The sequence below is a fragment of the Achromobacter agilis genome, from assembly GCF_900496965.1.
GTDB lineage: Bacteria > Pseudomonadota > Gammaproteobacteria > Burkholderiales > Burkholderiaceae_B > Achromobacter > Achromobacter agilis.
Genome location: NZ_UFQB01000013.1, coordinates 146,945 through 168,216, shown reverse-complemented (window position 1 = coordinate 168,216; position 21,272 = coordinate 146,945). Strand labels below are relative to the sequence as shown.

20 protein-coding genes and 1 pseudogene are annotated in these 21,272 nt (G+C 67.7%); 16 read left to right on the top strand and 5 right to left on the bottom strand.

Annotation, left to right across the window (positions count from 1 at the left end):
* The 4 genes and pseudogenes from AGI3411_RS16845 to AGI3411_RS16830 all read left to right on the top strand — a co-directional run.
* A pseudogene (locus AGI3411_RS16845) lies at positions 1-216 on the top strand (hydantoinase B/oxoprolinase family protein); the annotation flags it as partial.
* A 71-nt stretch (positions 217-287) separates the two neighbouring features.
* Positions 288-1,871 carry an ABC transporter substrate-binding protein gene (locus AGI3411_RS16840; RefSeq protein WP_129528515.1) on the top strand — a complete coding sequence of 528 codons (1,584 nt, stop codon included), beginning with the start codon at positions 288-290 and terminating at the stop codon, positions 1,869-1,871.
* Between the two features lie 21 nt (positions 1,872-1,892).
* Positions 1,893-2,876, top strand: coding sequence for an ABC transporter permease (locus tag AGI3411_RS16835; protein ID WP_129528514.1), 984 nt, complete (start codon positions 1,893-1,895; stop codon positions 2,874-2,876).
* A gap of 22 nt (positions 2,877-2,898) precedes the next feature.
* Positions 2,899-3,786, top strand: coding sequence for an ABC transporter permease (locus AGI3411_RS16830; RefSeq protein ID WP_129528513.1), 888 nt, complete (start codon positions 2,899-2,901; stop codon positions 3,784-3,786).
* Positions 3,787-3,825: 39 nt separating this feature from the next.
* Here AGI3411_RS16830 and AGI3411_RS16825 read toward each other — a convergent pair whose 3' ends face one another.
* From AGI3411_RS16825 to AGI3411_RS16815, 3 genes are all read right to left on the bottom strand, one after another.
* On the bottom strand, positions 3,826-4,389 hold the full coding sequence (locus tag AGI3411_RS16825; protein WP_129528512.1) for a hypothetical protein: 564 nt from the start codon (positions 4,387-4,389) through the stop codon (positions 3,826-3,828).
* Between the two features lie 43 nt (positions 4,390-4,432).
* Positions 4,433-5,425, bottom strand: coding sequence for a PDR/VanB family oxidoreductase (locus AGI3411_RS16820; RefSeq protein WP_129528511.1), 993 nt, complete (start codon positions 5,423-5,425; stop codon positions 4,433-4,435).
* Positions 5,426-5,503: 78 nt separating this feature from the next.
* Positions 5,504-7,054 carry a Rieske 2Fe-2S domain-containing protein gene (locus AGI3411_RS16815; RefSeq protein ID WP_129528510.1) on the bottom strand — a complete coding sequence of 517 codons (1,551 nt, stop codon included), beginning with the start codon at positions 7,052-7,054 and terminating at the stop codon, positions 5,504-5,506.
* Between the two features lie 191 nt (positions 7,055-7,245).
* Between AGI3411_RS16815 and AGI3411_RS16810 the strand changes: the two genes are divergently transcribed.
* A complete protein-coding gene (locus AGI3411_RS16810; protein WP_129528509.1) occupies positions 7,246-7,914 on the top strand; it encodes a GntR family transcriptional regulator in 669 nt (222 codons plus the stop codon).
* Between the two features lie 57 nt (positions 7,915-7,971).
* Here AGI3411_RS16810 and AGI3411_RS16805 read toward each other — a convergent pair whose 3' ends face one another.
* Together AGI3411_RS16805 and AGI3411_RS16800 are read right to left on the bottom strand one after the other, a co-directional pair.
* Positions 7,972-9,291, bottom strand: coding sequence for an MFS transporter (locus AGI3411_RS16805; RefSeq protein ID WP_129528508.1), 1,320 nt, complete (start codon positions 9,289-9,291; stop codon positions 7,972-7,974).
* 76 nt (positions 9,292-9,367) lie between these two features.
* On the bottom strand, positions 9,368-10,210 hold the full coding sequence (locus AGI3411_RS16800; protein ID WP_129528507.1) for a class II aldolase/adducin family protein: 843 nt from the start codon (positions 10,208-10,210) through the stop codon (positions 9,368-9,370).
* A 112-nt stretch (positions 10,211-10,322) separates the two neighbouring features.
* On the opposite strand from AGI3411_RS16800, the gene AGI3411_RS16795 reads away from it, so the two are divergent.
* The 11 genes from AGI3411_RS16795 to AGI3411_RS16745 all read left to right on the top strand — a co-directional run bounded on the left by AGI3411_RS16795 (position 10,323) and on the right by AGI3411_RS16745 (position 21,265).
* The gene (locus AGI3411_RS16795; protein ID WP_129528506.1) at positions 10,323-11,225 is read left to right on the top strand and encodes a LysR substrate-binding domain-containing protein; all 903 of its coding nucleotides are present in this window, start codon (positions 10,323-10,325) and stop codon (positions 11,223-11,225) included.
* 41 nt (positions 11,226-11,266) lie between these two features.
* On the top strand, positions 11,267-12,286 hold the full coding sequence (locus tag AGI3411_RS16790) for a histone deacetylase family protein (RefSeq protein WP_129528505.1): 1,020 nt from the start codon (positions 11,267-11,269) through the stop codon (positions 12,284-12,286).
* A 245-nt stretch (positions 12,287-12,531) separates the two neighbouring features.
* The gene (locus AGI3411_RS16785) at positions 12,532-13,266 is read left to right on the top strand and encodes a FadR/GntR family transcriptional regulator (protein ID WP_129528504.1); all 735 of its coding nucleotides are present in this window, start codon (positions 12,532-12,534) and stop codon (positions 13,264-13,266) included.
* Positions 13,267-13,433: 167 nt separating this feature from the next.
* Entirely contained in the window at positions 13,434-14,939 is a 1,506-nt protein-coding gene (locus tag AGI3411_RS16780; protein WP_129528503.1) for an ABC transporter substrate-binding protein, read from the top strand.
* 89 nt (positions 14,940-15,028) lie between these two features.
* On the top strand, positions 15,029-15,946 hold the full coding sequence (locus AGI3411_RS16775) for an ABC transporter permease (protein ID WP_129528502.1): 918 nt from the start codon (positions 15,029-15,031) through the stop codon (positions 15,944-15,946).
* Positions 15,943-16,809, top strand: a complete 867-nt coding sequence (locus tag AGI3411_RS16770) for an ABC transporter permease (protein WP_129528501.1) — start codon at positions 15,943-15,945, stop codon at positions 16,807-16,809. The genes AGI3411_RS16775 and AGI3411_RS16770 overlap by 4 nt, the downstream gene beginning before the upstream one ends.
* A gap of 1 nt (position 16,810) precedes the next feature.
* Complete coding sequence (locus AGI3411_RS16765; RefSeq protein ID WP_129528500.1) at positions 16,811-17,809, top strand: ABC transporter ATP-binding protein; 999 nt, start codon at positions 16,811-16,813, stop codon at positions 17,807-17,809.
* A complete protein-coding gene (locus tag AGI3411_RS16760; RefSeq protein WP_129528499.1) occupies positions 17,806-18,618 on the top strand; it encodes an ATP-binding cassette domain-containing protein in 813 nt (270 codons plus the stop codon). Before AGI3411_RS16765 ends, AGI3411_RS16760 begins: the two co-directional genes overlap by 4 nt.
* Positions 18,615-19,757, top strand: coding sequence for a YncE family protein (locus AGI3411_RS16755; protein WP_129528498.1), 1,143 nt, complete (start codon positions 18,615-18,617; stop codon positions 19,755-19,757). The genes AGI3411_RS16760 and AGI3411_RS16755 overlap by 4 nt, the downstream gene beginning before the upstream one ends.
* Before the next feature lie 36 nt (positions 19,758-19,793).
* Entirely contained in the window at positions 19,794-20,792 is a 999-nt protein-coding gene (locus tag AGI3411_RS16750) for a TRAP transporter substrate-binding protein (protein ID WP_129528497.1), read from the top strand.
* Positions 20,792-21,265 carry a TRAP transporter small permease gene (locus tag AGI3411_RS16745; RefSeq protein ID WP_129528496.1) on the top strand — a complete coding sequence of 158 codons (474 nt, stop codon included), beginning with the start codon at positions 20,792-20,794 and terminating at the stop codon, positions 21,263-21,265. Before AGI3411_RS16750 ends, AGI3411_RS16745 begins: the two co-directional genes overlap by 1 nt.
* Positions 21,266-21,272: the final 7 nt, after the last annotated feature.

The window sequence follows — 21,272 nt, the reverse complement described above, 5'->3', positions numbered from 1 at the left end:
GGCCAATTGGCGCTGGCCGGCGGCCGCGCGCTGCAGGCCAAGGGCCGCCAGCTGGTTCCCGCCGGCGAACGGCTGGTCGTGCACACGCCCGGCGGCGGCGGACTGGGCAACCCCGGCGAGCGCGATCCGGCCCGCCTCGAACGCGACGTGCGCGACGGGCTGGTCAGCGCCGGCCAGGCGCTGCAAACCTACCGGCAGCCCTCCGCCCAGCCCTGAGCGCCGCGCACCCCTTTCCCGCCCCGGGCCGCGCCCGGGCATTCCTCTTTCATCGACATCCGCTGCCCATCATGACATTTCCCCGCCGTTCCTTTCTTCACCTGACCCTGGCCGGCGCGCTGCTGGCGCTTGCGCCCGCCGTCCATGCCGAACCCGCCCGCGGCGGCACGCTGACGCTGCTGCTGCCGTCCGAGCCCACCGCCCTCGTGACCGTCGGCAACGTGGCCACCCCGATCCTGAGCGTCAGCGCCAAGGTGACCGAAGGCCTGCTCAAGTACGGCTACGATCTCAAGCCCGAGCCCCAGCTTGCCACCGGCTGGCAAATCAGCCCGGATGGCACCGTGTACACCTTCACGCTGCGCCAGGGCGTGACGTGGCACGACGGCAAGCCCTTCACCGCGGCGGACGTGGCGTATTCGATCGACCTGCTCAAGCGCATCCACCCGCGCGGCCGCAATACCTTCGCCAACGTGACCGCCATCGAAACGCCGGACGACCACACCGTCGTCCTGCGTTTGTCCAAGCCGGCGCCCTACCTGATCCGCGCGTTCGTCGCCACCGAGACGCCCATCGTTCCCAAGCATGTCTACGACGGCACCGACCCGCTGACCAATCCCGCTACGTCCGCGCCGATCGGCACCGGCCCCTACAAGTTCAAGGAGTGGGTGCGCGGCAGCCATATCGTCTATGAGCGCAATCCGGACTACTGGGACAAGCCCAAGCCCTACATCGACCGCCTGATCGTGCGCATCGTGGCGGACCCCGCCGCCGCCGCCATCGCCTTCGAGACCGGCACGGTCGACCTGGGCTACCGCACGCCCGTGCCACTGGCCGACCTGGCGCGGCTGAAGGGCGTGCCGTCGCTGCGCTTCGAGACCCGCGGCAACAGCTATTCCTACAACGTCACGCGGCTGGAGTTCAACCTGGACGATCCGCGCTTCAAGAACGAAAAGGTCCGCCAAGCGGTCGCGCACGCGGTCGACCGCAACGTGATTCTCAAGGTGGTGAACTACGGCGTCGGCCAGGTCGCCTATTCGCCGATCGCGCCGGGCCTGAAAACCTACAACGACCCGGCGCCCTCGCCCTATCCGTACGATCTGAAACGCGCCAACGCACTGCTGGACGAAGCCGGCTATCCCAAGGGCCCCGACGGCGTGCGATTCCGCGTGCCGCTGGACTACAACCCCATCGGCGCGGACGGCGCCCGCCTGGCCGACTACCTGCGCACCACGCTGGCCCGCGTGGGCATCGCCGTGGCGGTGCGGTCGCAGGACGCCTCCGCCTTCATCAAGCGCGTCTATACCGATCGCGATTTTGCCTTCACCACCAACGGCGCCAGCAACCTGTTCGATCCCACCGTGGGCGTGCAGCGCCTGTACTGGTCGAAGAACTTTATCAAGGGCGTGCCGTTCTCCAATGGCACGCACTACCGGAACCCCAAAGTGGACGAACTGCTGGAAGCCGCCGCGGTGGAGAACGACCCGGTCCGCCGCGTCGAATTGTTCAAGGCGTTCCAGCAGATCGTGGCGCAGGAGGTGCCCGACCTCAACCTGTACCAGCCGGAATTCATCACCATCGCCAATCAGCGCGTCCATGACCATTCGCTGACCGCCGACGGGGTGGAATCCAATCTGGCGGACGTGTACCTGCAATAAGCCGCCACGGAAAGCGCCACCATGACATCCCTACGCGCCGTCCAGACCCTTGCGCGCTCCCTCCTGCAGGCGGTTCCCACTGTCATCGGCGTCGTCCTGCTCAGCTTCTTTCTGCTGCAGGCCGTGCCGGGCGACGCCGCCGACGTGATCGCCGCCGAATCGGGCTCCGCCACCGAAGCGGGCATGGCGGCCATGCGCAGCCACTTCGGCCTGGACCAGCCCGTGCTGCAGCAGCTGCAGGCTTACGTGCGCAACCTGGCGCGGCTGAACCTGGGCGTCTCGCCCCGCTATAACCTGCCGGTGTCGGACCTGATCTTCAGCCGGCTCGGCAACACGGTCCTGCTGATGTTCAGCGCCCTGGGCTGCGCGCTGGCGGCCGGCATCGCGCTGGGCGCGCTCATGGCCAGCTTCGTGGGCCGCTGGCCCGACCGCGTACTGTCGCTGGCGGCGCTGCTGCTGTACTCCACCCCTGGGTTCTGGCTGGGCCTGATGGCCATCATCCTGCTCTCGGTGCAGTTGGGCTGGCTGCCGCCGGGCGGCGTATCGACCATCGGTTCGGCCGCCACCGGCCTGGCGCACGCGCTGGACGTCGCGCGCCACCTGGTGCTGCCGACCCTGGCGCTGGCGGGCTTCTATGTCGCCATCTTCGCGCGCCTGACCCGGGCCTCCATGCTGGAAGTCAGCCGTCAGGATTTCGTGCGCACCGCCCGGGCCAAGGGGCTCAACCCCTGGGCGGTCGCGCGGCGCCACATCCTGCGCAACGCGCTGATCCCGGTCACCACGGTGGCGGGGCTGAACTTCGGCACGCTGCTGGGCGGCGCCGTGGTGGTGGAGACCGTCTTCAGCTGGCCCGGCCTGGGCCGCCTGGCGTACGAATCGGTGATGGCCCGCGACTACGTCGTACTGCTGGGAATCCTGGTCCTGTCCTCCCTGCTCGTGATCCTTGCCAACCTGCTCGTCGATCTGCTGCATGCCTTGCTCGATCCGCGCATCCGCGTCCATTGACGCGCCCATCGCCCCATACGCCATGCCCGCGCCCCCCCCTTCCCTGCCCAATGCCGCCGCCACCCGCCGTCCCCGGCCGCGCCAAGGCGCCGTTTGGCGCCTGCTGACCAATCCCGGCGCCGTGGCGGGCGCCGTCCTGCTGCTGCTGATCCTGCTTGCCGCGGCCACGGCGCCGTGGAGCTTTCCGCAAGACCCCCTCGACATGGTCGGGCCTCCCATCCTGTGGCCCGGCCAGGATCCGGCGTTCTGGCTGGGCACCGACACGATGGGACGCGATATCGCCGCCGGCCTGGCGCATGGCGCGCAGGTTTCGCTGACGGTGGGCGTGACCGCCGCGCTGTTGAGCCTGGCCATCGGCATCGCTGTGGGCGCCACGGCCGGCTATGCGGGCGGCTGGGCGGACGTCGTGCTGATGCGCATCACCGAACTGCTGCAGACCATCCCATCGTTCCTGCTGGTAGTGGTCATCGTCGCCATCGGCCGGCCGTCGGTGCCGGTGATCGCCTTGTCCATCGGCGTGGCATCGTGGCCGGTGGTCGCGAGGCTGGTGCGCGCCGAGTTCCGCACCCTGCGCGAAGCGGAATTCGTGCAGGCGGCGCGCAGCAGCGGGTTCGGCCATTTCCGCATCGCCTTCCTGGAAATCCTGCCCAATGCGCTGCCGCCCGTGATCGTCACGACTTCGGTGCTGGTCGCCAACGCCATCCTCATCGAGTCGGCGCTGTCCTTCATGAACATGGGAGACCCCAACGCCGTGTCGTGGGGCAGCATGATCGGCGATGCGCGCGAGATGCTGCGCACCGCCTGGTACCTGGCCGCGCTGCCCGGCCTGTCCATCGTGCTGACCGTGCTTTCGCTCAACCTGCTGGGCGATGCGCTGAACGACGCCTTCAATCCGCGCCTGGCGGCGTAAACGCCCGGCCGCGCGCCCAGGAGAACCTTGCGCTGCGGCTTAATCGGCGGCTGTGAGGCTGTGCCCCAGCCATGCGCAGGCAAACATCGTCCCGGTCCCGGCATCGCGGTTGGCGTACAGCGTGTCCGCCCGAACCTGCTCCCGCCCCGGCTTGCCCGCGAAGCGCAGGTAGCCCTCCATGCTCTCGTCGCCCCGGCTGGCCTGCGCCAGCACGACCGCGTATCCCGCCAGATAGCGCGCGGCCTGCCTCAAGGCCAGCGCGGCGTCTTCGCGCAGCCGGCGCGCGCTGGCCCCGGCCGCGCCGCGGACCACGATGGACACGAGCCCCTGATCGCTGCGCGCCAGGATCCAGGCGGCCTCGGCCTCCGGACCGGAAGCACTCGCGGACACCGCCCGAACCAGCCCACAGATGCCCGACAGGTGCAAGCCTTGCTCCAGCAGCAGACAAGCCGCCGGGGGCAGCGCCTCGTCCCGCTGCCAGTGCCGCAAGGGCGACGAGGGACAGGATGCCGCGGGCATCGAGAAGCCCGTTTCACCCAGCATCTGGAAGACGTACTCCGGCGACGCGCCGGCTTGCACGGTAAGGTAATCGGCCAGGATCATGGAACCCTCCCTGTTCACAGCGGGCGACGCAGCCTCGGCAGCCCTACAGATCCAGCACCAGCAGCTCGCTCCTGGCGCGCGATACGCACACGGTCAGGTAATCCTGCTGATCCGTGGCGTCCAGCACGTAGTCCTGATGGTCTACCTCGCCGGATAGATAACGCACCTTGCAGGTCGCGCACAGGCCCGCCTCGCAGGAGGTTTCGATGCCGATGCCCGCCACGCGCAATACGTCCGCGATGCTGCGGTCCGCCGGCACGTCCAGGCATTGCCCGGTACTGGCGATCTCAATCCGGAAGCGCCCGTCCGTGGTCGACGCCGCCGGCCCGGCAGCGCGTTCGGGCGCCTTGAAATGCTCGCAATGGACGGTGCCGGGCGGCCAATGGGCGGCCGCCTTCGCGCACGCCGCCATGAAACCGGCCGGGCCGCAGTAATAAAGGTGCGTGCCGGCGCCGGGCACGCCATCCAGCAGGCCGGCGATGTCCAGGCCCCGCGACGGATCGCCGTCGTCAAAATGCAGATGCAGGCGCCCCGCCTCCAGCATTTCCTCCAGATCGCGGCAGAAAGCTGCCGCGCCGGCATCGCGCGCGCAGTAATGCAGCTCGAAGTCCATGCCCCGCGCCTGCAGGGCGTGGACCATGGACTTGAGCGGCGTAATGCCGATGCCGCCGGCCAGCAGCACGGCCTTGCGAGCACCGGGCTGCAGCGGGAAGTTGTTGCGCGGGCGGCTGATCCGCACCCGGTCCTGCACGCGCAGCCGTTCATGCACGCTTTGGGAGCCGCCCCGCCCCTTCTCGTCACGCAGCACGGCGATCACGTAACGGTGCCTTTCGCTGGGCGGATTGCACAGCGAATACTGCCGCAGCACGCCCTGGCCCAGGTGGATGTCGATGTGCGCCCCCGCCGAAAACGGCGGCAATTCCGCCCCTGCCGGATCCACGAATTCGTAAGAATGGATATTCCTGCCTTCGTAGCGGATCTGCTTCAGGAACACTTCCAGTTCCGCCGCCTGACCGGCCGCTGTTTCGCTCTTCATCCTCTTGTCTCCTCAACCGTTCCTCCAGGCCGCGCCCGCGCCGAATGGCGGGGCGCGCCGTCCCGCCTTGGCCGCGCGTCAGGCCCCGCGGGCCGACTGTTCCAGTTCCTCCAGGCGCCCGCGCACCCACGCGGCGCGCTCCTCGCCCTTGAGGTGTTCGCCTTCCGTGAGGATCGCGACGATGCCCTTGGAAATGCGGCGGCGCTGCGCCACCTCGTCCTTGATATCCGCGGCCAGCGGGATCTCCAGGACATTGCCCGAGCAATAGCTGTTGGGCGCGCCCGCCACCGAGCGCAGCCATTCGGCGAATCCCGCGGGGCTGGCCGCGGGGTTGGAGCCCCGCACTGCATCGCGCAGCAGTTTGCGGAACATGTACAGGCCGGCATCGAACTTGGTGGGGTTCTCCAGCGCGTGCACCGCGATCGGCCGCTGGCTGATGATGGCCTCATAGTCGCCGGGCGCGTACTGCGCTTCCTTGTAGTTGGCCCGCTCGCGATGGTTCTGCGGAATCGGGGGCATGTCCTCGATCGTGTACTGGCCAAAACGCTCGGGCCTGCGCATGGCCACCTGGCCCTCCAGGAAGTCGATGCTTTCGTAGCCCACCCATTCCTTCTTGCCGATGCCGCGCGTATCGATGCCCGGCCCCATGACGCGCCACCCGATCATCTTGCTGTTCTCGTCGTCGACTGGCACCGTCCAGCGGATGATGTGGAAGCGGCTGAACAGCTTTTTCCGCGAGCCGTCTTCCGACGTGTAGGCGTGCAGGCTCAGGTTCGGCAGGGCCTGGTGCTGGACCCGGATGAAGAGCCGGTCGCGGTCGACCCGGCGGGCGCCGGCGCACGCCAGGCTCCGGCCGTTCTGCACCGGGATGAATTGCATGTCGGGCGCCACCTCCATCGACGCCGCCCCGACCTCGTCGAAGGTGGTGCCCTGGTAATGTCCTCCCACCACGTTCTTGCCGGCATGCAGGGCCGTCGGGTGATAGTTGTCGGCCGCGTTGTCCTGCACCTGAAGCCAATTGCAGTGCTGGAAGTTGCTGTACGGCACCAGCTCGTCGCCCGGCAACACGGTGAAGTCACCCTCCCACTCGGGGAACGGCGGCTCCTCATCCGGCGGGCCCATATAGGCGAAGACCAGGCCATTGCGTTCCACGGCCTTGTATGCGCCCTGGCGGATCGAGCATGCGTATTTCTCGGCTTCGGCCTCTTCGCCGGCGGGGAACGGCACATGCAGACAGGTGCCGTCCACGTCGAACACCATCCCGTGGTAGCAGCATTGGATGCCCCGCTCCTGGATGGCGCCGTATTCCAGGGAGGCCCCGCGGTGCACGCAGTGCGCGTGCAGCACGCCCACCCTGCCGCTGCCGTCGCGGAACGCCACCAGCTCTTCGGTCATGATCTTCAAGAAGCGCGGCGTGTCGGTCAATTCCATGGACATGCAGATCGGATGCCAGAAGCGGCGCATGTACTCGCCCGTGGGCGTGCCCGGCCCGGTCTCGGTCAACTCGGGATCGTGGCCAACCGTCTTGTTCGTGTAATAGCCGCCATACGGGATCAGCTTCTTCACCGTGCCCTGGCCGCTGCCGCCGGTGCCTGTGGTGCCGTCCCGCTTATCCATCAATTTGCTCATGTCTCGTCTCCTGATTGCGGCTTGCGCCGCGCTTGTTGATTACTTACAAAACTCAGAATACCGAAGTCTGTATACAGACTTTAAAGGGGTTCCGCTGCCATGGTCATCCGGGTTAATACCGATCAATGGCTGCGATTGACGCTGGGCATGGCGGCCTGTACTCTGAATTCAAAGTACAAAGACACACGCCTATGACGCTCAAATTCGACAAGATCCAGGTCCGGCCCGACTACGTGGACGAGGTCTACCGGGTGTTGCTGGACGCCATCAGCGACGGTTCGCTGGCTCCCGGCACCCGCCTCACGCAGGAAGAAATCGCCGAGCAGTTCGCCGTGTCGCGCTCCCCTGTCCTGCAAGCCCTGCGCCTGCTGAAAAAAGACGGGCTGGTGCAGGACGCGCCGGGCCGCGGAGTGCTGGTCGCCCCGCTGGACCTGGAGTGGATCGGCAAACTCTACGAAGTCCGCGGGGCGCTGGACGCGCTGGCCGCCAAACTGGCCGTCCAGCGCGGCGCACATATCGACAAGGGCCTGATCGCGCAGGGCCAGAAGGCCTCGCGAAGCAAGAATGTCAAATCGATGATCGATGCGGACATCGCCTTTCACAACGCGGTCTACCAGGCGTCGGGCAACTCGCTGATCGCCGACAGCGCACACCTGCACTGGGTGCACCTGCGCCGCGTCATGGGCGCGGTGCTGCAATCCTCCGAGCAGCGCGAATCGATCTGGCAGGAGCACGCAGCCATCGCCGACGCCATCAATGCCGGCGACGAAGCCCGTGCCGTAGCGCTGTCCGACGAGCACGCCGAGCGCGCCCGCCGCAACCTGGTCGAACGCCTGGGCGAGGTCCTGGAAGACCGCTGAAGCCCGGCTTCGGCGGTCCACGGCGGCGGCTGCGCACGGGTTCATCGCGCCGGGGCCTCAGGCACGCGCCGTCGGCGCGGTATTGACGTCTTTGGCCGGGACCAGGAAGGTCAACAGGCTGCCCAGCACCATGCTGGCGGCAATGCCGACGATACCGCCGCCCGTCGAGCCCGTGGTCGTCTGCATCCAGCCGATCAGATACGGGCTGATCACGCCCGAAATACTGCCGACGGAATTGGCCAGCGCGATGCCCGCCGCGGCCGCCGCGCCGCCCAGGATTGCGGGCGGCACCGCCCAGAATTGCGAGATGGTGGTCATGACGCCCATGGTGCCGGCGGTCAAGGCGATCATGGCCAGCACGGTATTGTTGGCGTAGATCACGCTCAGGCACAGCGCGATAGCCCCGACCACGCCCGGCACCGCCAGATGCCAGCGCCGTTCGCCGCGCGCGTCCGAACTTTGCCCCACCAGAATCATCGCCAGGGTCGCGGCGGCATACGGCAAGGCCGACAGCAATCCGATATCCATCGTGTCGGACACGCCTGCCGCCTTGACCAACGACGGCAGCCAGAAGCTCACCCCGTACAGGCCCATGGTGAAGCAAAAGTAAATGGCGCTCAGCAGGAGGATGCGCGGGCTCAGCAGGCCGTCGCGCAGCGTATGCAGCTTGTTCTGCCCGGCGCCGTCCTCGCGCAGATTGCGTTCGATGAGCGCCTTCTCGTCCGGCGTCAGCCATTTCGCATCGGCCACCCGGTCGTCCAGGAAGAAGAACGCCACCACGCCGATCAGCACGGTGGGGATGCCCTCCAGCAGGAACAGCCACTGCCAGCCCGCCAGCCCGTGCGCGCCGCCCATCGACGACATGATCCAGCCCGACAAGGGGCCGCCCACCACGCCCGACATGGGAATGCCCGTCAGGAACAGCGCGGTCACCTTGCTGCGCTGGCTGGCGGGAAACCAATATGTCAGGTACAGCAGGATGGCCGGAATGAACCCGGCTTCGGCCACGCCCAGCAGGAAGCGCATGATGTAGAAACTGGTGGGTGTGGTCACGAACATCATCGCCGCCGAGATCAGCCCCCAGGTCACCATGATGCGCGCGATCCAGCGCCTGGCGCCCACGCGCAGCAGGATGAGATTGCTGGGCACCTCGAACATCAGGTAGCCCACGAAGAAGATGCCCGCGCCCAAGCCGTATACGGCTTCGCTCATGCCCAGGTCGTTGAGCATCTGCAGCTTGGCGAAGCTGACGTTGACGCGGTCCAGGTAGGCGCAGAGATAACAGAGGAACAGGAACGGCAGCAGCCGCCACATTACTTTGGAATAGAGGACCTCTTCAGACCGGGGCGCATACCCGGCGTGGCTGGAAATGCTCATGGCGATTTTGTCTCCGTCGGTATTGTCTGCGCGCCGTCTGACGCGGCGCGGGCGGGCGCCGGATGGCGCCCAGGCATCAATCCAGCATGTCGGGCTGGGTCGCGGCCAACTGGTCCCAGATGGCCTGGAAATGCAGCCATCCGATGTATTCGCTCCCTACGTGTTCGCGGCTGTAGCGCGCCCTTTCCTCGGTCACCAGGCGCGGCTTGATGCCGGTGGCCTCGACCATCATCTGCTGCTGGCAGCAACGCTCCAGGGCGATGAACCAGAAGGCCGCCGCCTCGATGCTGTGGCGGCTGGCCGTGAGCAGGCCGTGGTTCTGGTGGATCGCCGCCTTGACGCCGCGAAACGCATTGGCCACCTTGTGGCCGGCCTTGACCTCCACCGCCACCTGGCCGGCCTCGTCGCCGATGACGACGTGGTCTTCGAAGAAAGCGGCGGCGTCCTGGCTGATGGGTTCCAGCGGCTTGCCCAGCGCCGCGAACGCCGTGCCATGGACCGTGTGTGCATGGCACATGGCGACGATGTCCGGGTGCGCTTCGTGGACCGCCGCATGCAACACGAAGCCCGCCCGGTTCACCGCGTGGCGCCCTTCCACCACGCGGCCGTCATGGTCGGCCAGAATCAGGTTCGATACTTTCACCTGCGAAAAATGGACCGCCATCGGGTTGGTCCAGTACACGCCCGGATGCTCGGGATCGCGCACCGTCAGGTGCCCGGCGAACCCGTAGTCGAAGCCTTGCAGCGCGAATGCGCGGCAGGCCGCGACCAGGCGCTCTTTCAAATGCTGCCGATGTTCCGCGTGGGAGGCGAAAACCGGCAACTCGGGATAGATCAGCCCTTCCTGCTCCGGCTGATAAATCGAGATCCGGCCATTGAGGTCGATGGCGGGACGCGCTTTTTCCAATACGGCCGACATGTCTGCTCCTTTCTGCTGTTGAGTAGGGGCTATGTTCGGCGCGGCCTAACCCTTTGACAAACGATGGTTGTTCATGGAAAGATGAATTTCATTCACCTGAAAAGGCGCGCCCGTGCGACGCGTTCCGAACTTCGTATTGCTGCGCGCCTTCGAGGCCGCGGCGCGATTGCAGAGCTTTGCGCTGGCCGCCCAGGAACTCCACCTGACGCCGTCGGCCATCAGCCATCAGGTCAAGGAACTGGAACAATATTTCGGCCGCAAGCTGTTCCTGCGCCGCAACCGCCGCGTCGAACCCACCCCCGAAGCCGTGCGTCTGCTGGAAAGCCTGACCCGCGTGTTCGACGTCGTCGAAGCCGCCTGCGCCGAAGTGGCGCTGGCCCCGCAGGCGCAGGTGCTTGCGCTGCATTGCGCGCCCAGCTTCGCCGCGAAATGGCTGGGGCCGCGCCTGAGCGACTTCACCCTGGCGCATCCCCGCATCACGATCCGGCTGACGACGGGCGCCGAGCCCCTGGACCTGACCCGCGCCAACGAAATCGATGTGGCGGTTTCCTATGGCAGCGCGCTGGAACGCGCCGGCATGCAGACCGTGGCGCTCGGGCGCGAACCCATCCTTCCGCTATGCGCGCCAGAGCTCGCGCGCGCCGGCGTACCCGCGCGGGAGCTGATTTCGCGCCTGACCCTGATCGATTCGCAGCTCAGCCGGGTAACCTGGAACGACTGGTTCGGCGCCAACGGCCTGCGCCTGCCGGATACGCCCCGTCCGTCGTTCGACCGGGCGGCGATGGCCATCGCCGCCGCCGTCGACGGGATGGGCGTGGTGCTGGAAAGCGCCAGGCTGGCCGCCAGGGAAATCGGGCGCGGCGAACTGGTGCAGCTGGGCCGCGGCGAGTTTCCCGAGGTCCAGAGGGAAACGCATTTCCTCTCTTACCGGACAAGCGAAGCCAAACGCGAAAAGGTCCGGGCATTCATCGACTGGCTCCTGGATATTGCCGGCCTGGGGGCCACGGCCGTATAAGTGCATCATCGCAACCACTTTCAGAGCGAGGGTCATCAAGCATGAAGGCGTATTTCCACGACGATCAGAAACTGCATCATCCGCAGACCTATTTCTCACGCGGCAAGATGCGCACCCCGCAGGAAGTGCCTTCCCGCCTGGATGCGTTGGCGCAGGCCGCCCGCCGCCTGGGCTTCGACGTGCAGCCGCCGCCCGACAGCGGCGCGGGCCCGATCTCGGCCATCCATACATTGGACTACTTGCGCTTCCTGCAGGAAGCCCATGCCGACTGGAAGCAGCTGCCTGAGGATTGGGGCGACGAGGTCGTGTCCAACGTGTTCGTGCGTGAACCGAATGCGCTGCGCGGCGTGCTCGCGCAGGCGGCCCGCTACCTGGCCGACGGCAGTTGCCCGGTGGGCCCGCATACCTGGCATTCCGCCTACTGGTCGGCGCAATGCGCCATCGCGGGGGCGGACGCGCTGCTCGCGGGCGATCGCCACGCCTACGCGATCTGCCGCCCGCCCGGCCACCACGCCCGGCGCGACGCCGCGGGCGGCTTCTGCTACCTGAACAACGCCGCGATCGCCGCCCAGCGCCTGATCTCGCGGTTTCCGCGCGTGGCGATCCTGGATACCGACATGCACCACGGCCAGGGCATCCAGGAAATCTTCTACGAACGCAGCGACGTGCTGTATGTGTCGATCCACGGCGATCCCCGAAATTTCTACCCCGTCGTCGCGGGCTACGAGGACGAGCACGGTGCGGGCGAAGGCTACGGCTACAACATCAATCTGCCCATGCCCCACGGTTCGCCCGAATCCGTCTTCTTCGAACGGCTCGCGCAGGCGCGGCGCGCCATCGAATTGTTCCAGCCGGATGCGCTGGTGCTGTCCTTGGGTTTCGACATCTTCGAAAAAGACCCGCAGGCCAAGGTCTCCGTCAGCGAGAGCGGCTTCGAGCGGCTGGGCCGGGAAGTCGGCGCCCTGAAACTGCCCAGCGTGATCGTGCAGGAAGGCGGCTACTACATCGAGGGGCTGGAGTCGAACGCGTCCCGCTTCTTCGCGGGCCTGGCCTCCGCCTGAACGCCCTCATGGCCACGCGGCCGGCGCGCCTTGACGCGGCGCCGGCCCGCTAGTGGTTTTCCCTAGGAATCGAAAAATTGCCGCCCTGCCCGGTTCACAAGCCGGGATGCCTCCGGTACATTTCGTCCAGTGGCCTGACCACTGGGCCACTGGATATCCAGGCCCTCCGGCGCAACCGCCCAGGCAAGACAAGACTCGGCAGACCCATTACGCTCTACGTCCCGATCAACCATCCCAACGCAACGATGACCGCTCTCCAGGCCGTAGCCTCTACCCGCCTCTATCGCATGATTGCCGACCAGATCGCCACGCGCATCAAGGCGGGGGATTTCCCCGCCGGCGGCAGGCTGCCCGCCGAACGCGAGTTGGCCGAACAGCTGCAGGTGAGCCGCGCATCGGTGCGCGAAGCGCTGATCGCGCTGGAGATCGAGGGCTACGTGGAAGTGCGGGTCGGCACCGGCGTGTTCGTCAATGCGCTGCGCGAAGACGGCCAGTACCAGGAGCCGCCGCAGGCGCCCGCGCGCGCCGACGGCACCGAAGCCACCGACATCGGGCCCTTCGACCTGCTGGAAACCCGCCTGCTGATCGAGCCGGAATGCGCGGCGCTGGCGGCGCAGAAGGCCTCGCCGGCGCAGATCGCAGCGATCCGCGCGGCGCACGAGGGCATGTCCCTGACCGAGTCCCCCAGCGAGCACGACCGCGCCTTCCACAGCGCGATCGGCGCGGCCTGCGGGAACGCCGCGCTGGCCGCCGCGATCTCCCATATCTGGCACCTCAGCACGCTGAGCCCGGTATTCCACCGGCTGGAAGAACACTTCGTGACCACCAAGGTGTGGAGCGAAGCCCAGCAGGAACACGAACGCATCCTCGCGGCCATCGTCGACCGCGATCCCATCCGCGCGCGCCATGCCATGCACGACCATCTGGTCGGCATCCTGGCGCGGCTGCGGGAAGACTTCGGCAACGTTGGGATCCGATGACACGATGACCCGCTAACCCCGCCGGGCGGCAGACGCCCGCCTCTCCACCGACAGTGCATGTACCGCCGGCGCCCTGGCGCCGCCCGCGGCAAGGGGAGCGGCTTGCCTGTCGATACGCAGTACCGCAGCACCCGCAGTACCCCACTACAACATATCAAGGTGAAAACATGCAGCCGACCCGTACCGTGAAGCTAGTGAGCGCGGCGCTACTTGCGCTTGGCGTCCACGCCGCCCAGGCCAACAAGGCCGACAACTCTCTCAACATCGCCTTCGACGCGGCCCCGGCCACGCTCGACGCCTACAAGGAATCGGACCGTCCGGGCCTGGCGCTCGCGCGCATGGTGTTCTCTGGGCTGCTGCAGAAAAACCAGGATACCGGCGAGTTCGGCCCGGCCATCGCCACGGGCTACAAGTTCGTGGACGACACGACGATCGAACTGCCCATCCGCAAGGACGTGAAATTCCACGACGGCTCGCTGCTCACCATCGACGACGTGCTGTACACGCTGAACCTCGTGTCGTCCGAGGGCTACAAGGCCCGCTTCCAGAACCAGGTCGCGTGGATCGCCAAGGCCGAGAAGGTGTCGGACGACACGGTGCGCATCAAGATGAAGACGCCGTACCCGCTGGCGCTGGAAATGCTGTCGGAGAACCTGCCCATCTATCCGCGCAAATACTACGAGGCCAGCCAGTCCGACATGGGCGCCAAGCCGATCGGCACCGGCCCCTACCGCCTGGTCGAAAGCCAGCCCGGCAGCCGCTACGTCTATGAGCGCTACGAAGACTATTTCGGTCCCAAGCCCGCCGTGCAGAAGCTGGTGGTGCGAGTGCTGCCCGACGCCAACACCCAGTACGCCGAACTGCTGTCCGGCGGTCTGGACTGGATCTGGCGCGTGCCGCCCGACGTGGCCAAGCGCATGGAGAAGCAGCCCGCCGTCACGGTCAAGAGCAGCAGCATCATGCGCATCAGCTACATCTCGCTGAACCCGCGCTTCGACGATGGCAAGTCGCCGCTCGCCAAGCAGCAAGTGCGCCAGGCCATCAACCATGCCATCGACCGCGAGGCCATCCGCCGCGCGCTGGTGGGCGGCGCCTCGAAGGTGATCAACGCGGCCTGCAACCCGGCCCAATTCGGCTGCGCCAGCGACGTCCAGACCTACAAGTACGACCCCGCCCGCGCCAAGCAGCTGCTGGCCCAGGCTGGCTACCCCAACGGCGTCACGCTGGACCTGGTGATCTCCGCGCCGCCGCGCGCCATCCTGGACGCGGCCGCCGCGCAGATGGCTCAGGCCGGCATCAAGCTGAACCTGGTCGAACAGCAGTACGGCACGGCGATGACCAACTGGCGCGACGGCAAGATCGCCATGCTGTCGTCGAACTGGGGCTCCTACGGCATCGCCGACGCGGCCCTGTCCACCAGCAATTTCTTCCGCGGCGGGCCGGACGACCAGGCGCGCAATCCCGAAATCATCAAGTACCTGGAAACCGCCGACACCACGGTGGACCGCGAGCTGCGCGCCAAGAACTACGGCGCGGCGCAGAAGATCGTGGCGGAACAGGCCTACTGGGTGCCGCTGTGGAACCACTCGCTCAACGCCGTGCAATCCAAGGACCTGAACTTCTCGGTCGACGGCGACGAATTCCCGCGTTTCTACAAGGCCTCCTGGAACTGATCCGGTTTGCCGGCCGCGCCCGCGTGGCGCTTCTCCCTGGCGCAGCCGCGCCGGGAGCGGCGCCGGCGCTCACCGACATAGGTTGACCCATGATTGCATTCCTGTTTCGCCGCCTGGCCGTATCCGCGCTGCTGGTGGTGTTCGTGTCGCTGATCAGCTTTTCGCTGGTGTTCGCCTCGGGCAACCCGGCCGCGCGCCTCGCCGGCGAAGGCAGCGCGGCCGACGCCGCGCGCCTGTCGCAGCTGCACGGCTTCGACGACCCGATCCTGCTGCAGTACGGCCGCTGGCTGGCTGGAGTGGCGCGCGGCGATTTCGGCGACAGCCTGTATTTCAGCCGCCCCGTGGCCGAGCTGCTGGGCCAGCACTTCCCCGCCACCGCCAAGCTCGGCCTGGCCGCCATGCTGTTCGCCCTGCTGCTGGCCATTCCGCTGGGCGTGCTGGCCGGCCTGCGCAAGGGCTCGCTGGCCGACCGCGCTACCATGCTGTTGTCCGCCTGCGCCCAGGCCATGCCCCCGTTCTGCCTGGCCTTCCTGCTGATCATCGTCTTCAGCGTGCGCAACCAATGGCTGCCGGCCTCCGGCTTCGACAGCTGGAAGCACTACATCATGCCCGTGACCGCGCTAGGCCTGTTCGCCATGCCGGCGATGCTGCGGCTGATGAAGTCGGAAATGGAAACCGTGCTGGCCACCGACTGCATCCGCACCGCCCGCGCCATGGGGCTTGGCGGCCCCAGCGTGGTGCTCAAGTACGCGCTGCGCAACGCCCTGCGGCCGCTGGTGTCGCTGGCAGCGGCGCAGATGGGCACGCTGCTGGCGGGCTCGGTCGTCATCGAAACCGTCTTCGCCATCAACGGCGCGGGGCTGCTGGCCTGGACCTCGATCCTGCGCGGCGACTTCCCCACCATGCAGGCGCTGATCCTGATCTTCGCCCTCATCTACATCGTCCTGACCCTGGTCGCCGACCTGATCAACGGCTGGCTCGACCCCCGCGTGCGAGTGTCGTCATGAGCAGTATCGCCTCTACCCTTCCCGCCCCCTCCCGCGGCGAACGCGCGGCCCGCTACGGCCGCCGCGCCGGCCTCGCCGTCCTGCTGCTGCTGGTGCTCGCCGGCCTGGTCGGCCCCTATCTGATTCCGCACGACCCGTACTCGCAAGACCTGCTGGCGCGCCTGCAGGAGCCGGTGTGGGGCGAGGACGGCAACTGGAACCATGTCCTCGGCACCGATCAGCTGGGCCGCGACATCCTGGCCCGCGCGCTGTACGGCGTGCGCGTGTCCGCGCTGATCGGCCTGTCGGTGGCGCTGATGGGCGGCCTGATCGGCACAACGCTGGGCGTGGCCGCCGGCTATTTCGGCGGCTATGTCGACCGCGTCGTGTCCTTCCTCATCACCGCCCGCCTGGCCTTGCCCATCATCCTGGTGGCGCTGGCCGTGGTGTCGGTCGTGGGCGCTTCGCTGACCGTGGTCGTGCTGGTGTTGGGCCTGCTGCTATGGGAACGGTACGCGCTGGTGGCGCGCACCATGGCGGCCGGACTGCGCAACGCCGAATTCGTCACGGCCTCCCGCCTGCAGGGCTGCACCCACCTGCAGATCATCTGGCGCGACATCCTGCCCAACCTGGTGGGCAACCTCCTCATCATCGGCACGGTCGACGCCGCGATGGCCATCACGCTGGAAGCCTCGCTGTCGTTCCTGGGGCTGGGCGTCCCGGCGCCGATGCCGTCGCTGGGCCTGATGATCGCGGAGGGCAAGGAAAACATGCTGTTCCAGCCGTCGCTGGTGGTCATCCCCAGCGTCGTGCTGTTCGTCCTGGTGCTGTGCGTAAACCGCGCGGGCGAGTCGCTGCGCGCCGTCCAAATGAAAAAGGGCTGACATGAACGCCACCGGCCACCCCCTGCTGCGGGTCCAGGACCTGCACATCGACATCCTGACCGCCACGCACGTCAAGCACGTGGTGCGCGCCGTGGACTTCACCCTGGAGCGCGGCAAGACCCTGTGCATCGTGGGCGAATCGGGCTGCGGCAAGTCGCTGACCGCCCTGGCGCTGCTGGACCTGTTGCCGGCGGCCGCGCGCCGCCGCGTCGCCGCGCTGGAGTTCGCCGGCCAGGACCTGGCTTCGCTTGCGCCCGCCGCGCTCGCGCAGCTGCGCGGCGCCCGCATCGCCATGATCTTCCAGGATCCGATGACGTCGCTGAACCCGGTGTTTCCGATCGGCACCCAGCTGATCGACGTGCTGCGCCGCCACAAGCGCGTCAGCCGCCGCGAGGCCGCCGAGCGCGCCGAGTACCTGCTGCGCCGCGTCGGTATCGCCAACCCGCAGGAACGCATGCGGCAGTATCCCTTCGAGTTGTCTGGCGGGCTGCGCCAGCGCGTGATGATCGCGATGGCGCTGATGTGCGGTCCGGAGCTGCTGATCGCCGACGAACCGACCACGGCCCTGGACGTAACCGTCCAGGCCGAACTGCTGGACCTGCTGCGCGACATCCAGGCCGAATTCGGCCTGGGGCTGGTGTTTATTTCGCACGACATGGGCCTGGTCGCACGCATCGCCGACCACGTCATCGTGATGTACGCGGGCGACATCGTCGAGGCCGGCAGCGTGCAGGCGGTGCTGGAGCATCCCAGCCATCCCTACACCGCCATGCTGCTCAACTGCATTCCGCAGCCGGGCCGCACCGCGCCCCGCGCCGAGCTGCCCACCATCGCCGGCGCCGTGCCGTCGCTGGATGCCGCCATCATCGGCTGCGCGTTCCGCGACCGTTGCCCCGTCGCCGAGCCGCGCTGCGGCCAGCCGTTCGCGGCCCGCGAGGAAGGCGGCCACCGCTGCTACTGCGTGAAACCCGGCGCGCTGCGCCACGGAGCCCTGGCATGACCTCTCATTCCTCCCGCGGCGCCAGCGTCAGCCTGCACGATCTGTCGTTCCAGTACGGCCGCGCCGGCCTGTTCTCGCGCCGCCCCGCGCCCCGCATCCTGCACGACATCGACCTGCTGGTGCCGGCCGGCCAGACCGTCGGCCTGGTGGGCGAGTCCGGCAGCGGCAAATCCACCATCGCCAAGCTGATGCTGGGGCTGCTGGCGCCCACCCAGGGCCGCGCGCTGCTGGATGGCCAACCGCTGACCGCCCTGTCCGCCCGGGCCCGCGCCCGCCGCATCCAGATGGTGTTCCAGGATCCTTACTCCTCGCTCAACCCGCGCCGCACCATCAACGAAATCCTGACCGCGCCGCTGCGGGTACACGGCATCGGCGACGCCGCCACGCGCGCCGCTTCCGTGCGCCGCATGATGGACGCCGTGGGCCTGGTGCCCGCCTTCGCCTCGCGCTATCCGCGCGAACTGTCGGGCGGCCAGCGCCAGCGCGTGGCCATTGCGCGCGCCTTGATGCTGGAACCGCAGCTGGTGATCTGCGACGAGCCGACCTCGGCGCTGGACGTGTCCGTGCAGGCGCAGATCCTCAACCTGCTGATGGAACTGCAGCGCGAACGCGGCCTGGGGTATCTCTTCATCAGCCACAACCTGGCCGTGGTGCAGCACATCGCCGACGAGATCGTGGTGCTGCAAGGCGGCCGCGTGGTCGAGCGTGGCCCGGCCGAGCAGGTCTACTTCGACCCGCGCCACCCGTATACGCAACAGCTCATCGGCGCCACGCTGGCCGTGCCCGAGCTCCAGGAGATGGCGGCATGACCCCGGCCGGCTCTCCCCATCTGCTGCTCGTCGGCAATGACCAGAAGGTCAACTGGGACGACGGCAAGATCCAGTTCCTGGCGCCCGGTCACGACAGCCTGAGCATTTTCGATGCCGGCGCCGACCCCGCCCGCCCGGCGCTGATCGCCACCCTGCCCCTGTCCAATTCCCTGTTCGGCCCGCCGGTCAACCTGGCGGTGACGCCGGACCAGCGGCTCGGCCTCATCGCCGACTCCATGGCCTGGCCTGAGCGCGACGACGGCGACGGCGCCCGCTGGCAGCCCACGCCCGGCCGCGGCCTGCACGTCATCGATCTGGCGGCCCGCCCGCCGGTGATCGCCCAACGGCTCGAAGTCGGCCTCCAGCCGTCCGGCCTGTCCATCAACCGCGTCGGCACGCTGGCGCTGGTGGCCAACAAGGCGGGCCGCTCGGTGTCGGTGCTGCGCATCGCCGGCGGCCGCGTCGAGGTGTGCGCAGAAGTGGACGTCGGCACGCCCGTGGTGGCCGTGTCGTTCTCCGCCGACGGCCGCCGCGCCTTCGTGGTCAAGACGGATACGCACCGCCTGGGCGTGCTGCACATCGACGAAAGCGGCGCCACGCCTCGCGTTAGCCACGATCCGGCGGAAGATCTGACGACTGGCCTCGTTCCCTTCAACCTGGTCGTGTCGCCCGACGGCGGGCTGGCGCTGGTCGTGGACATGGGCAGCCCGACCGCTTCCGACGGTCACGCCGATTCCATCAGCGTGGTCGACCTGGCCGCCACGCCGCCCCGCGTCATCGACCGCATCATGGTCGAGGACGGCCCCGAAGGGATAGCCATCAGCCCCGACGGCCGCTTTGCCGCGGTCGCCATCGTGCGGGGCTCGAACAACCCGTCCAGCGAGTGGTTCCACCACCCGCGCGGACAGATCGTGCTGCTGCGCATCGAGGGCCGGCGCGTCACGCGCGCCGGGGCCATCGAGGTCGGCGCGCTGCCCGAGGGCGTCGCGTTCAGTTCCGACAGCCGCTACCTCTACGTCGGCAACTTCCTCGCCTCGGACATGCAGGTGCTGGCCGTCGGCGATGACGGTCTCACCGATACCGGCACCCATATTGCTTTGCCCGGCCGCCCCGCCTCGATGCGGGCGCAGTCTTACTGAAACCGCTACGCCTTCTCTCGCTACTGGAGTCTTGCCATGACCTTCGCTACCCGCAACACCCTGCGCGCCTCGCTCGGCGCGGCCCTGCTCACCCTGGCCGGCCTGGCGCCCCTGTCGGCCCACGCCCTGGACATCAAGCTCGGGCACGTGCTGGCCCCGAACCACAGCTGGAACAAGGCGGCCGAAGGCTTTGCCGCCGAAGTGAAGGAAAAGACCGGCGGGCGCGTCAACTTCGTGCTGTTCCCCAGCGGCCAGCTGGGCAACGAAAAAACCATGCTGGAAGGCCTGCAGATCGGCAGCCAGGGCGCGGCCATCATCGGCTCGGGCTCGCTGCAGCCGATCGAGCCGAAATTCGGCGTCGTGGAACTGCCCTACACCTGGTCCAGCGCCGCCCAGGCCTACAAGGCCTACGACGGCGAACTCGGCGCCGCGCTCGCCAAGCTGGCCGACAAGAAGAACCTGGTCATCGTCTCGTGGTGGGAGAACGGCTTTCGCCACATCACGAACAACCGCGGCCCGGTCGCCAAGCCCGCCGACCTGGCCGGCCTGAAAACCCGCGTTACGCCCGACAAGATGCGCCTGGATACGTTTACCGCGCTGGGCGCCAACCCCGCGCCGCTGGCCTTCGGCGAACTGTATTCGGCCCTGCAGCAGAAGGTGTTCGACGCCCAGGAAAACCCGCTGTCGATCATCTACACCTCGTCCTTCTTCGAAGTGCAGAAGTACCTGTCCCTGACCGGCCACGTCTGGGGCCCCGCCAACCTGATCATTTCCAAGCCGGTCTGGAACCGCCTCTCGGCCGAAGACAAACAGGTGGTACAGGCCGCCGCCGACAAATGGCGCGACGCCCAGCGCAAGATGATCAGCGACGGCGACCAGCAGTTCATCGCCCAGCTCAAGGAAAAGGGCATGCAGGTCAACGACGTGGACAAGACCGCCTTCGCCGCCGCGGTCGAACCCGTCTGGAAGACCTACTCGGCCACCTACGGCCCCGAACTGATGGCGCTGGTCCAGAAGTACCGCGAGGCCAAGTAATGCTGAGCCGACTGTCCGCGATCCTGTCGGGCATCAGCAAGGCCTTCGCCGCCTTGGCGGTGGCCTTGCTGGCGATCCTGATTTCCTACGTGGTGTTCGCCCGCTTCGTAACCCACACCACGCCGCACTGGGCCGAGGAACTGCCCCGCCTGGTGCTGGTCTGGTCCGCCTTCATCGGCGGCGTCACGTGCAGCTTCGAACGCTCGCACCTGATGGCCGGCCTGCTGCCTTTCGTGGTGCGCAACCCCCGGGTGCTCGCCGCGTTCGAACGCATCAACCAGACGCTCATCATCGTCGGCCTGGCGGCGCTGGGCTACGCGGGCTGGCAACTGGCCGACCTGACGATGGACCAGACGCTGCCGGCGCTGGACGTCTCGGCCGGCACGGTCTACCTGGCGCTGCCCTTCGCCTGCGCCATCACCGTGGTTGTGCATCTGGCGCAACTGTTCTCGCCGGCCCCGCCGCAGCAGTAAAGGATTG

Bases quoted from the DNA above. Each gene is read 5' to 3' on its own strand.
- AGI3411_RS16800 (WP_129528507.1), bottom strand. From the start codon at position 10,210: ATGTCGGCCGTATTGGAAAAAGCGCGTCCCGCCATCGACCTCAATGGC.
- AGI3411_RS16815 (WP_129528510.1), bottom strand. From the start codon at position 7,054: ATGAGCAAATTGATGGATAAGCGGGACGGCACCACAGGCACCGGCGGC.
- AGI3411_RS16805 (WP_129528508.1), bottom strand. From the start codon at position 9,291: ATGAGCATTTCCAGCCACGCCGGGTATGCGCCCCGGTCTGAAGAGGTC.
- AGI3411_RS16755 (WP_129528498.1), top strand. From the start codon at position 18,615: ATGACCCCGGCCGGCTCTCCCCATCTGCTGCTCGTCGGCAATGACCAG.
- AGI3411_RS16750 (WP_129528497.1), top strand. From the start codon at position 19,794: ATGACCTTCGCTACCCGCAACACCCTGCGCGCCTCGCTCGGCGCGGCC.
- AGI3411_RS16775 (WP_129528502.1), top strand. From the start codon at position 15,029: ATGATTGCATTCCTGTTTCGCCGCCTGGCCGTATCCGCGCTGCTGGTG.
- AGI3411_RS16835 (WP_129528514.1), top strand. From the start codon at position 1,893: ATGACATCCCTACGCGCCGTCCAGACCCTTGCGCGCTCCCTCCTGCAG.
- AGI3411_RS16780 (WP_129528503.1), top strand. From the start codon at position 13,434: ATGCAGCCGACCCGTACCGTGAAGCTAGTGAGCGCGGCGCTACTTGCG.
- AGI3411_RS16770 (WP_129528501.1), top strand. From the start codon at position 15,943: ATGAGCAGTATCGCCTCTACCCTTCCCGCCCCCTCCCGCGGCGAACGC.
- AGI3411_RS16810 (WP_129528509.1), top strand. From the start codon at position 7,246: ATGACGCTCAAATTCGACAAGATCCAGGTCCGGCCCGACTACGTGGAC.
- AGI3411_RS16830 (WP_129528513.1), top strand. From the start codon at position 2,899: ATGCCCGCGCCCCCCCCTTCCCTGCCCAATGCCGCCGCCACCCGCCGT.
- AGI3411_RS16790 (WP_129528505.1), top strand. From the start codon at position 11,267: ATGAAGGCGTATTTCCACGACGATCAGAAACTGCATCATCCGCAGACC.
- AGI3411_RS16825 (WP_129528512.1), bottom strand. From the start codon at position 4,389: ATGATCCTGGCCGATTACCTTACCGTGCAAGCCGGCGCGTCGCCGGAG.
- AGI3411_RS16745 (WP_129528496.1), top strand. From the start codon at position 20,792: ATGCTGAGCCGACTGTCCGCGATCCTGTCGGGCATCAGCAAGGCCTTC.
- AGI3411_RS16840 (WP_129528515.1), top strand. From the start codon at position 288: ATGACATTTCCCCGCCGTTCCTTTCTTCACCTGACCCTGGCCGGCGCG.
- AGI3411_RS16765 (WP_129528500.1), top strand. From the start codon at position 16,811: ATGAACGCCACCGGCCACCCCCTGCTGCGGGTCCAGGACCTGCACATC.
- AGI3411_RS16760 (WP_129528499.1), top strand. From the start codon at position 17,806: ATGACCTCTCATTCCTCCCGCGGCGCCAGCGTCAGCCTGCACGATCTG.
- AGI3411_RS16820 (WP_129528511.1), bottom strand. From the start codon at position 5,425: ATGAAGAGCGAAACAGCGGCCGGTCAGGCGGCGGAACTGGAAGTGTTC.
- AGI3411_RS16785 (WP_129528504.1), top strand. From the start codon at position 12,532: ATGACCGCTCTCCAGGCCGTAGCCTCTACCCGCCTCTATCGCATGATT.